The sequence below is a fragment of the Aurantibacter sp. genome (genome assembly GCF_042094015.1).
GTDB lineage: Bacteria > Bacteroidota > Bacteroidia > Flavobacteriales > Flavobacteriaceae > Aurantibacter.
The window spans coordinates 1-12076 of the sequence record NZ_JBELDZ010000071.1 but is presented as its reverse complement, the minus strand read 5'-3'; the positions used below and the strand labels follow the sequence as shown (position 1 = coordinate 12076).

Below are 12076 nucleotides of genomic sequence, written 5' to 3'. Positions count from 1 at the left end.
AGGTCTTCAAGATTTAGCCTTTTCAGAATTTTCAGAATATGAAAAAGTTTTAGATTCAAAAATTGAGAATATTTCTATTATTTCTGAAAAATTATTATCTAATGTAGATTTTGCTAAAGTCAAAACTATTAGAAATAGGAATTTTAATTTTTTTAGAAAAGAATTTAATGAAATAAATACCATTGAAATAAATGATAACGAAGAAGATTGCTTCTGCTATCCTTTGCTCCTAGAAAACCCAATCAATATTTCAAAATTACATAGCAATAAAATTTTCATCCCTTCTTATTGGAAAGATACAATAGTCAGAGAAAATAAAGATTTATATGAGTTTGAATGTAAATTAAGTAATGAACTTTTGCCATTACCAATAGATCATAGATATAGTTTAAAAGACCTAAAGCGTGTTACCGCATTAATAAAAAAGCTTCAAAAAAAGAATGGATAATATTTCTAGACAAAAAGAACATAAAAAACATCAAGAGTTAGAAAATATTTTCCCAGAACTTGAAAAAGTATTAGGAAAGTCAGAAAAGACAGTTTTAGGCAACTTTTCAGCTCCCCAAAAAAAAGTGTACTTAATTGTTGGTTGCGCAAGAAGCGGATCTACTCTGCTTTATCAATATTTGGCTAAATCAGATTATTTTTTTTATCCCACAAATTTTTTGTCTCGTTTTTATTATGCACCATATATAGGATATAGATTACAACAAGCGTTGCTAGACTTTGATGAAAAAGGTGAAATATTCCAAAAAAAAGGAAATGAAAATTATTTTTCCTCAGATTTAGGGAAAACAAAAGGACCGAAAGCGGCACATGAATTTTGGTATTTTTGGAATCGTTTTTTTTTATTTAAAGAATTACAAGTTTTATCTAAAGATGAAATTAACAGAGTTGATTGGAGTACATTTTTAAAAGAATTACACGCATTAGAAGTAGCTGCTAATAAGCCTATTTTAATGAAGGCAATGAACTTAAATTGGAATCTTTTGGATTTATATAAGTATATTCCAAACGTTCACTTTATATATATAAAACGTGATATTATTTATAATGCACAATCGTTATTACAAGCTAGGCAGAGCTTTTTTGGTAATAAGACCGAATGGTACTCTTTTAAAACGCCAAACTATCAAAATTTAAAAAACAAACCACTGGAAGAGCAAGTAATTGAACAAGTTTTTGAAAACAATAATAGTATAGAAAAACAATTAGAAAATATTGACTCTAACAATAAAACAATTATTAAATATTCAAATTTTTGTAAAAATCCTTTAAGTTTAATAACAGAATTAAATATTGATGTTCAAAATAAAGATAAAATGGTTAAATCTTTTCAAAATGGTAATATTCAAAAATTATCAAAAGAGTTATTCGGAAAATTAATGTTTTATACTAAAGGAAAAGGATATAAATAATGAGTTGTTTTATTCAAAAGCACAAGGCCGAAACTATTAATTCAAAACTAATTGAAGAGCCGTTAGTTTCAATTTGTGTTCAAACTTATCAGCATGAAAGTTATATAAGTCAATGTTTAGATAGTATTTTAATGCAACAAACAAATTTTGCATTTGAAATCATTTTAGGTGAAGATAAGAGTTTGGATGGAACAAGAGCACTATGTGTACAATATGCAGAAAAGTATCCAGATATAATACGGTTGTTTTTGCGTTCTAGAAAAGATGTTATTTATGTGAATGGTAATCCTACAGGCAGGTTTAATATGCTAGAAAATATTAAATCTGCAAATGGTAAATATATAGCTATGCTAGAAGGAGATGACTATTGGTCAGACCCATTAAAATTACAAAAACAAGTAGATTTATTAGAATCTAATAAAAGTTTAATTGCCTGTCATCATTGGCAAAAAATAGCAAAAAAAGAAAATGGAACTTATTTAGAATTTGAAGCCCCAAAGAAAGGACACGGTTATTTTCCTAATTCAATTGCAACAGTTAAAAATATTTTTTCTAACGAAATGCGTGTAAAAACTCGAGCACTAATGTTTAGAAATATAATTAATGAAGATTTTTTCCCCGATTGGTTTTATAAAGTATCATTTGGAGATGTTCCATTATCATTTTTATTAGGTAAACATGGGGATTTTGGTTTTATTGACGAAGAAATGGCCGTTTACAGAATAACAGGGAAAGGAGTTTCTACTTCAGGATTAGAAGAGTTGGGGCAAAGAAAATTTGCAGTTCAACATTTTAAAAACTGGATCGAAATATGGGATAGAGCAAATGTTTTTTATGATTATAAATACGAAGAGGATGTTTTAAAAACAGTGAATTACTTTTACGAGCAAATTATTATTAACTTAAAGTTTAATTTATCAAACTTAATTTTACTTCTAAAATATAATTTCTTTGAAAGAAAAATACCTTTACTTATGAAATTAAATCATGGGAAATGGTTAATTTTAAAGTGCTTTTCTTTTTCAAAAAAAAGAGTAATTAAAAAACTTAAAACATATAAATGGAAGTAGATAACCTTATTTTTATAGCATCTCAACCAAGGTCTGGATCTACGTATTTGCAAAATATTTTAAGTAATAATAAGCAAACAAATACAGTTAGTGAATCATGGTTAATGCTAGTTTTAGCACCTTTGTTTAAACCAGAAGCTATAATAAATTCAACTTACGACCATAAATTAGCAACTCAAGCATTTGTTCATTATCAAAAAAAAGTAAATTTAGATTTTGATTTAGAAGTTAGAGAATTGGCCTTGAAATTATATAAACCATTATTTAGTGATTTTAAATTTGTTATAGATAAAACACCAAGGTATTGGGAGATTTTAGATAATCTAGTGACACTTTTTCCTGAAAGTAAAATAATTATATTAAAACGTAATCCGTTGGATGTTGTGAAATCTATGATAGAAACTTGGGATATAATTAGTTTAGAAAAATTAAATTATTTTCGAAACGATATACTCAATGCTCCTTTGGTAATAGATGAGTTTCTTGAAAGGCATAGAGGAAATCCTAATATTATAGATATTTACTATACAGATTTAGTTGACAATAAAACCAAAACAATAAAGACATTATATGAAAATTTGGGAATAACTTTTAACGATTTGGTTTTTGATACTTCAAAGAACATAAAGTATAAAGGTGAATTTGGAGACCCTTATCAAAATAATGTTTTAAAAAAGAATAAAAAATTAAATCTTAAATTTGATAAATTTCTTAGTGGTTATGTAAATTATTTAGGAGAAGACTATTTTAAAAAACATAATTATAAATTTGATAAAGGAAATAAATCAAAAGCCTTTAATTATTTTATAAGTTTAGGAGATTTTAAAAAGACAGTAAACAAATCTAGTTTAAAAAAAGAGCTTTCTTTGTTTATAAAGAAAAGAATAAATAAGTTGTAAAATGAAAACAGCCTTAATTACAGGAATAACAGGACAAGATGGTGCGTATTTAGCAGAATTACTTCTAGATAAAGGCTATGCTGTTCATGGAATAAAAAGAAGAGCTTCATTATTAAATACAGATAGAGTAGATCATTTATATCAAGACCCACATGAAGAGAATGTAAGATTTAAATTACATTACGGAGATTTAAGTGATTCTATGAATATTACAAGAATAATTCAAGAAGTACAACCAGACGAAATTTATAACTTAGGTGCTATGAGTCACGTAAAAGTGAGTTTTGATACACCAGAATATACTGCAAATATAGATGGATTAGGAACTTTAAGAATTTTAGAAGCAGTTCGTTTATTAGGTTTAACAGAGAAAACTAAAATTTACCAAGCTTCAACTTCAGAATTATACGGTTTAGTACAAGCTGTTCCGCAAAAAGAAACCACACCTTTTTATCCAAGAAGTCCTTATGGAGTAGCTAAATTGTATGGTTATTGGATAACTGTAAACTATAGAGAAGCGTATAATATGTATGCTTGTAATGGGATTTTATTTAATCATGAATCTCCTTTAAGAGGCGAAACTTTTGTAACTAGAAAAATTACCAGAGCAACCTCTAAAATAGCATTAGGGTTACAACATATGTTATATATGGGTAATTTAGATGCAAAAAGAGATTGGGGTCATGCTAAAGATTATGTGGAAGCTATGTGGTTAATGTTACAGCAAGACACTGCAGAAGATTATGTAATTGCAACAGGAGTAACTACAACAGTACGTGATTTTATTAAAATGGCATTTAATCATGTTGGTATTACTTTAAAATTTGAAGGAGAGAATGAAAATGAAGTTGGTAAAGTTGTTTCATGTACAAATCCAGAATATCAATTAAATAAAGGCGATATAGTTGTAAAAGTAGATCCAGAATATTACAGACCTACAGAAGTAGAGCTTTTAATTGGAGACGCGTCTAAGTGTAAAAAACAATTAGGTTGGCAACCAAAGCATACCTTACAAGATTTAATTACAGATATGATGAATTCTGACTTAAAGTTATTTAAGAAAGAACAATATTTAAAAGAAAACGGGTTTAGTATTTCAAAAGGAAAAGAATAATATGGAATTAGAATCAAAAATATATGTTGCTGGTCATAATGGTATGGTTGGATCTGCAATTCTTAGAGCTTTAACAGCTAAAGGATATTCTAATTTTATTTACAAGAGCTCCAAAGAATTAGATTTAACAAATCAAGAAGCTGTGAAAGCTTTTTTTAGTGAAGAAAAACCAGAATATGTTTTTTTAGCAGCTGCTAAAGTTGGAGGCATAGAAGCTAATAATACCTATAGAGGTCAGTTTTTGTATGAGAATTTAATGATACAAAATAATGTTATACACCAAAGTTATGTACATGGTGTTAAAAAACTTTTGTTTTTAGCCTCTTCATGTATTTATCCTAAATTTTCCCAACAACCCATTAAAGAAGATTATTTGTTAACAGGTGTTTTAGAACCAACAAACGAACCTTATGCCATAGCTAAAATTGCTGGAGTAAAATTATGTGAAAATTATAATAGGCAATATGGTTGCGATTTTATATCCGTAATGCCAACAAACCTTTATGGACCTAACGATAATTACGATTTAAAAAACTCTCATGTTTTACCTGCTTTGTTGCGTAAGTTTCATGAGGCGAAGTTAAATAATAATAAAAATGTTGAGGTTTGGGGTACAGGTTCTCCAAAGCGAGAATTTTTATATGTAGACGATTTGGCAGATGCTAGTTTACATTTAATGCGTACTTACGCAGGAAATATTTCTGTAAATGTAGGTACAGGTGTAGATATTTCTATAAAAGATTTGGCAGAACTAATTAAAGATATTGTTGGATTTAATGGAGATATTATTTGGAATATAGACAAGCCAGATGGAACACCTCGTAAATTATTAGATGTATCATTAGTGGAAAGCTTAGGTTGGTCTCATCAAGTTGACTTAAAAGATGGTATTTCTAAAGTATATTCACAAAAGTTTTTAAATAAATAGGCGTGTTAGTATCTATTATTACAATAAATTATAACGATAAGTTTGGTTTAGAGAAAACCATTAAAAGCGTTCAAAATCAAACTAGCTTAGATTTTGAACATATTATAATTGATGGTAATAGTACAGATGGAAGTAAAGACGTAATTAATAAATATAAGACACAATTTAGTTATTTTGTTAGCGAACCAGATTCTGGAGTTTATCAAGCTATGAACAAAGGAATAAAAGCCGCTAAAGGTGATTATGTTTTGTTTATTAATAGTGGAGATATGTTAGAGTCTAAGACAGTTATTACTAACTCTATTTTAGAATTTGAAAATTTTGATATCGTATATGGAAATTTAATTATTGAGAAAGAAAATGGAGAGTCACTTCTAGATTCTGGACCTTTAGATAAAGAAATAACATTAGAAACTTTATTTTTTTCAACTTTAAATCATCCTGCTACATTTATAAAGAAAACACTTTTTAATACTTACGGTTTTTATGACGAATCTCTTAAAATAGTATCAGACTGGAAATTTTTTTTAATAACAATAGGTTTAAATAATATACTTGCAAAACATATAGATGTAACAATCTCACGATTTAATTTATTAGGTGTTAGTAGTTTAAACGTTGATAAAAGAGAGCAAGAGAGAACAGCTGTCTTAAAAGAATTAATTCCAAAATTAATTTATAAAGATTATGTTAAAGCTCATAAGCTAAAAGTAGAGCATAATTCAGATTTAATTCAAAAGGTTTTAAAGTTGAAAAAATCGTATTTATCAAAAAAAATACTTTTAATTGTAATTAAAATGTTACTTTTTTTTACAAATAAAAATAGCAATTCATAAATTGTTATGAGTAAACTTGAAAAAGTATTAATTATTGGACCTGTAAGCGATTTTGGCGGTAGAGAGATTGAGGTTAAAAATATTGCAACTGCATTAATAAAAAACTATCAAATTACCTTGTTTTCTATTGTTCCAATAACTAACAATTCTTCAGCTTTAATAGATTATGTTAATTTTAAATGGAATAGTATTGAGAAGTCTTTGTTTAAAAATAATTTTCTAATAAAATTTTCTAGTTTAATATCTAAACATCTAAATTCAAGAAAAGAACCGTCGTATTCATTTGTTAAGAATAAACTGACTAAAAAATATATTTCCTTCAATAGATTAACCTTGAAGTTAATTAAGAGAGAAATTAAAAAATATGATAAAGTAATTTTTACTGGCGAATTAAGTTCTAAATGGCTCAAAGAAATAATAGAAATTTGTAATCTAAATAATAAGCCGTTAATTATTAGAACAACAGGAACTATCCTTAGTGTGCCTATAAAAATAGAACCTTTGCTTTCTAAAGTTAGTTCAGTTTTAGTACATTCAAAATCTAATTTAACAGCTTTAAACAGTTTTAAATACAATAATTTGATAATTGATCAAACTACGTTGTATGAGACGGAACTATTAAAGCTAAAAACAAGAAGTAGTGAAACTAAATTAGTTTTTGGTTATTTAGGTAGATTAGCAAAAGAAAAAGGTGTTTTAGGGTTGCTTAATGTTTTTGTAAAGACAGATTTAGAGTTAATTGTTGCAGGAAAAGGACCATATAAAGAAGATGTTGAATTATTGAATAATAAAAACAGTAACATAAATTATATTGGAGAGTTATCTGGCTCTGAAATTGTTAGTTTTTTTGATAAAATAGATGTTTTAGTAATACCATCTTTGGAAGAAGCTGGTCCATTAGTAGGAATAGAAGCTATGGCTGCGGGTAAAATTGTAGTTTCAACAAAAGTTGGAGCAATGATGGAAAGATTATATAATACTACTAACAATTTTTGGTTTGACATTAACAATGAAAAATCATTACTTGAAGTTTTACAAAAATTAAATAAATTGTCTAAGGAAGAAATTATTGCTATCCAAGATAATATAAGAGCAGAGTACACATTAAAATATTCAAACAATATAATTAGCCAACTATATTTAGAATTAATAAGAAATAGTTAAAATGTCTAAACCATTAATATCAATACTTATACCTGTTTATAATAGAGCTAAAGTGTTACCAACAACTTTGGATTCTATATTGGAACAATCCTATTTAAATTGGGAATGTATTTTGGTAGATGATGGAAGTACAGATAACACAATAGATGTTGTTAATGAGTACATAAAAAAAGATAACAGGTTTAAGTGTTTTAAAAGACCAAGTAATTTATTAAAAGGCGCAAATAGCTGCAGGAATTACGCGTTTTCTCTAGCAAAAGGCGTTTATGTAAATTGGTTTGATAGCGACGATATAATGTTGCCACAGTTTCTAGAGTTAAAATTAAATCTATTATTAGAAGATGTAAGTTTAGAAGCTGTTTTAAGTAGAAATAAATATGGCGATGCCACTTTTTCTAAATTTAGGACTTCAAAATTTGAATTTGAAACAATAGATAGCCTTTTTAAAGATTATGCTTTAGAGCGCATAGAAATACAAACTTGTAGCTTTTTATGGAAAAAAGTGTTTTTAAAAGAATTACCGCTTTTTAACGAAAAAATACAGCGTTATCAAGACAATGAGTTTCATATAAGAATGTTAGCTTTAAAACCAAAATTAAAAGTTTTAAATAAAGAATTAGCAGTAATACGAAGTGGTAATAGTGAAGAAGACCAAATTAGTGCTATTAAAAACATAACGCCTAAAAAACTATTTGATATTTTTTATTACCGCTATCAATGTTTAAAATTAGCGCATGACACCTCAGTTTGGGAAGATAGGTTGTACAAACAAATAATTTCTAAGAAAGCACTTTGGACTTTTTATGGGGCTTTAAAAAAAGAACCATCTTTTAGTAATAGGATTAAAGAAATCAAAAATCATAAGGCATATTTGAAGTTTATTTATAAAATGGATACTTTTTCAAAATTAGATTATCTTAAAACTAATTTATATTTACTAAAATTAATACTATTAAGGTAAAACTATGAAAATACTTATGGTTGCGATACCTAATCACCATTTTTTTCAATGGGTAAATCAATTAGAAACTTCTGGTTTTGAAGTTTTCTGGTTTGATATTTCTGATGGTGGTTCTAGATCTAAAAAAATAGATTGGGTAAAGCAATTTAAAGGCTGGAAATTAAAATGGGATTATCCATTTAGAGTGGCAATAAAAAAACACGTTCCAGTTTTACACAAAGCTATTCAAAAAATAAATACTAATAATTCTACCAAAACTTTTAATAATATTTTAAAAGAAGTACAACCAGATATTATTCATTGCTTTGAAATGCAGTTGTCTGGCTTGCCTATTTTGCCAATTATTTCTAAAAATAATATTCCAGTAATTTACTCTTCTTGGGGAAGCGATTTGTTTAATTATAAAAAACTTGGTATTTCAGAAAACAGCGCAACTTCTTTTTTAAATAGAGCAGATTATTTAATAACAGATTGTAAAAGAGACTTTGCCAACGCTACAAAACTAGGTTTTAAAAATGTGTTTTTAGGTGTTTTTCCTGGAAATGGAGGATTACAAATTGACATAAATAAAATAACTTCTACAGTTGATAGAACAGTTCTTTTAATAAAGGGGTATAATGATGGAGTTGGACAAGCAATAAAAGTTTTAAAAGCAATAGAGCTTATTAAATTAGAGATGCTAAACTCATATCAAATTATTGTTTATAGCGCAGATAATTCTGTAATAGATTATATTAAGTCCTCTGTTAAATTAAACAATTTGAATATAATTATTCACTCACGATATAAATTTATAAAAAACAACGTGCTTTTGGAATTAATGGGTAAAAGTGTATTACATATAGCAAATAGCACTTCTGATGGTATGCCTAATGCATTATTAGAAGCAATGGCTATGGGAAGTTTTCCAATACAATCAAATCCAGGTAGAGTTACAGAAGAAGTTATTACTCATAATAAAAATGGTTTTTTAATTAAAAACCCTTTAGACGAATTAGAGATTCAAAATCATATAGAAAAAGCAATTAAAGCCAAAGACTTAAGATTAATTTCGCAAGAATATAATGTGAATTATATGGAAAAAAACTATAATCGCAGTAAATTGCAAAGTAAAATAGAGCAATTATATATTTCTATTTTGAATAGTTAAAGTATGGATATTTCTTTTTTAATTGTTACAAGACAACGCGCAGATGATTTAAGAGTTACATTAAGTAAGTTGAAAACACTTATTGGTGAAGATGAAAAATCTGAAGTTTTAGTTTATATAGATGGTTGTCAGGAAACAAAGTCTTTAATTAAAGAGTTTAACTGGGTACATTGGACGTTTTCTAATAAAAGTGTAAGTGCTTCTCCAGCTAGAGCAATACTTTATAAAAAAGCAAAAGGAACAATTTTGGTTGGTTTAGATGATGACGCGCATCCTATTAGTGAAGACTTTATTAATCAGCTTAAAGCTACATTTGCCAATAATACTAAGGTTGGAATTATAGCATTTCAGGAAGTGCGTGGTTTGTTTAACTCAGATGATACAGCCTTAGAGCATTCTAAGGAAGCTGATGCTTATATTACTAATGATTTTATTGGTTGTGGTTTTGCTATAAAAAACGAAGTGTATAAAAAAATTAAAGGATTTCCTGTTTGGATGAATATTTACGGTGAGGAATCTGCTGTAGCATTAGAGGTTTTAAATAACCAATACGATATATTATATTATCCAGAATTAAAAGTTAATCATAGGATAGATGTTGAAGCTAGAAAAAAACGAGGAAGAAATTATTTTAGGTTTGAGAATCAATTGCGTAATACCATACGTTATTATCTTGTTTACTATCCAAATCCTATTTATAAAATAGCTAAAACATTATTTCATAATTTTAAGAAATACGCAATTAAGGATCCAAGATATTTTAAGTCTTACGTTAAAATTGTTTTTTCTACGCTATTTTTTATATTCTCTTTGTTTAAATACAGAAACACAGTAAAACAAGAAACAATTGTAAAAAGAAACCAATTAAAACCTTTGCAATACTAGTTAATTGAGTTGTGTGTTTAGAATATAAATTCAATTTTTAGACTAGAAAAATAAAAAATTTTAAAGTAAAAGATTTATTAACGTATTTTAGCTTTAATAATGTAATCAAAAAAACTAGAAATGAAAAAAATTGGTTTTATCCCTTTACGAAAAGGGTCAAAAGGAATTCCTGGAAAAAACAAACGAAAAATGGTTGGTAGACCATTATTTACTTGGGTTTTAGGAGCGGCCTATTTTTCAGATTTAGATGAGGTTGTTGTTTATACAGATGATAAGGATATTATTAATTTTATTAATAAAGAATACCATTACACCACAAAAATTAAAGTGGTAGAAAGAACAGAAGTTACTGCAACAGATTCAGCATCTACAGAATCTGCAATGTTAGCATACGCAGAAAGTATAGACTATAATTTTGATGTGTTTTGTTTGTTACAAGCAACATCACCTTTTACAACTTCAGAGACTATAAATAAGAGTTTAGAAAAATTAAATCAAGGATTTGATTCTACGGTAAGTGTAGTTAATACACATCGTTTTTTATGGAATGAAGATGGAACACCAATAAATTACGATTATAAAAATAGACCAAGGCGTCAAGATTTTAATGGTTTATTAGTAGAGAATGGTGCGGTTTATACTTGTATTAAATCAGTTTTAAAAGAAAAACAGAATAGGCTAGGAGATAAGGTTGGAATTGTGAAAATGCCAGAAGATGCTTTATTAGAAATAGATTCTGAGTCAGATTGGATTGCTATAGAACAACTATTAATAGATAGACAGCAACGTCAAAAGCAAGCTTCAAAAATAACACATTTTGTGCTAGATGTAGATGGTGTTTTTACAGATGGAAGTATAACTTATACTAAAGAAGGAGAACATACCAAACGTTTTGATATGCGTGATGGTATGGGCTTAGAGATTTTAAGACAGTTTGGAATAAATGTTATTATTATGACTAGCGAAAATTCCGAATTAGTAGCAAAGCGTATGCAAAAACTACAGATAAAAGACACATATTTAGGAGTAAAAGATAAATTTACATTATTGAACAAAATAGCTAAAGATCAAGGATTACCTTTAAGCAATTTTGCATATATTGGCGATGATGTAAACGATTTAGCTAATATCTGTACAGTTGGTTGGTCTTTTGCACCAAATAACGCAACAGCAATAGTAAAACTAAATGCAGATGTAGTCTTATCTAAAGATTCAGCAAATGGAGCTATTCGTGAAGCTTGCGAATTTATAAAAACATACAATAAAAGATTTTAAAATAAATGGATATCAAAAAACCATATGTAATTGCAGAAATAGGTTGTAACCATAAAGGAAATATGGAGACAGCTAAAGAATTAATAAAAGTTTCAAAAATATTTTGTAATGTAGATGCAGTAAAGTTTCAAAAACGACACAATAAAGAACTATTAACAGAAGAGCAATATAATGCTGAGCATCCAAATCCAATAAATTCTTATGGAGATACTTATGGCGCGCACAGAGAATTTTTAGAATTTAGTGTAGAACAGCATCAAGAATTAAAAACATTTTGCGAAGACTTAGATGTGGTATATTCTACATCTGTTTGGGATGTAACTTCAGCTAAAGAAATAGCATCATTAAATCCAGAATTTATTAAAATTCCTTCAGC

General features: G+C 27.6%; 13 protein-coding genes. All 13 read left to right on the top strand.

Going from position 1 to position 12076, the window contains the following annotated elements:
* The coding region (locus ACFDSN_RS09880; RefSeq protein WP_375239688.1) for a hypothetical protein at positions 1–448 on the top strand (448 nt) is incomplete at its 5' end.
* The gene (locus ACFDSN_RS09875; protein ID WP_375239687.1) at positions 441–1418 is read left to right on the top strand and encodes a sulfotransferase; all 978 of its coding nucleotides are present in this window, start codon (positions 441–443) and stop codon (positions 1416–1418) included. The genes ACFDSN_RS09880 and ACFDSN_RS09875, both read left to right, overlap by 8 nt.
* Complete coding sequence (locus tag ACFDSN_RS09870) at positions 1418–2488, top strand: glycosyltransferase family 2 protein (RefSeq protein ID WP_375239686.1); 1071 nt, start codon at positions 1418–1420, stop codon at positions 2486–2488. Before ACFDSN_RS09875 ends, ACFDSN_RS09870 begins: the two co-directional genes overlap by 1 nt.
* A complete protein-coding gene (locus tag ACFDSN_RS09865; RefSeq protein WP_375239685.1) occupies positions 2479–3387 on the top strand; it encodes a sulfotransferase in 909 nt (302 codons plus the stop codon). Before ACFDSN_RS09870 ends, ACFDSN_RS09865 begins: the two co-directional genes overlap by 10 nt.
* 1 nt (position 3388) lies before the next feature.
* Positions 3389–4501, top strand: coding sequence for a GDP-mannose 4,6-dehydratase (gene gmd, locus ACFDSN_RS09860; RefSeq protein WP_375239684.1), 1113 nt, complete (start codon positions 3389–3391; stop codon positions 4499–4501).
* A gap of 1 nt (position 4502) precedes the next feature.
* Complete coding sequence (locus ACFDSN_RS09855) at positions 4503–5429, top strand: GDP-L-fucose synthase family protein (protein ID WP_375239683.1); 927 nt, start codon at positions 4503–4505, stop codon at positions 5427–5429.
* A 2-nt stretch (positions 5430–5431) separates the two neighbouring features.
* Complete coding sequence (locus ACFDSN_RS09850) at positions 5432–6265, top strand: glycosyltransferase family 2 protein (RefSeq protein ID WP_375239682.1); 834 nt, start codon at positions 5432–5434, stop codon at positions 6263–6265.
* Positions 6266–6271: 6 nt separating this feature from the next.
* Entirely contained in the window at positions 6272–7429 is a 1158-nt protein-coding gene (locus ACFDSN_RS09845) for a glycosyltransferase family 4 protein (protein ID WP_375239681.1), read from the top strand.
* Between the two features lies 1 nt (position 7430).
* Positions 7431–8390, top strand: coding sequence for a glycosyltransferase family 2 protein (locus ACFDSN_RS09840; RefSeq protein ID WP_375239680.1), 960 nt, complete (start codon positions 7431–7433; stop codon positions 8388–8390).
* A 4-nt stretch (positions 8391–8394) separates the two neighbouring features.
* Positions 8395–9540: a glycosyltransferase gene (locus ACFDSN_RS09835; protein ID WP_375239679.1), complete on the top strand. Its 1146-nt coding sequence runs from the start codon at positions 8395–8397 to the stop codon at positions 9538–9540.
* A gap of 3 nt (positions 9541–9543) precedes the next feature.
* A complete protein-coding gene (locus ACFDSN_RS09830; protein ID WP_375239678.1) occupies positions 9544–10425 on the top strand; it encodes a glycosyltransferase family 2 protein in 882 nt (293 codons plus the stop codon).
* 120 nt (positions 10426–10545) lie between these two features.
* Complete coding sequence (locus ACFDSN_RS09825) at positions 10546–11700, top strand: cytidylyltransferase domain-containing protein (protein WP_375239677.1); 1155 nt, start codon at positions 10546–10548, stop codon at positions 11698–11700.
* A gap of 5 nt (positions 11701–11705) precedes the next feature.
* Positions 11706–12076: N-acetylneuraminate synthase family protein (locus ACFDSN_RS09820; RefSeq protein ID WP_375239676.1), on the top strand; the 371-nt coding region annotated here is incomplete at its 3' end.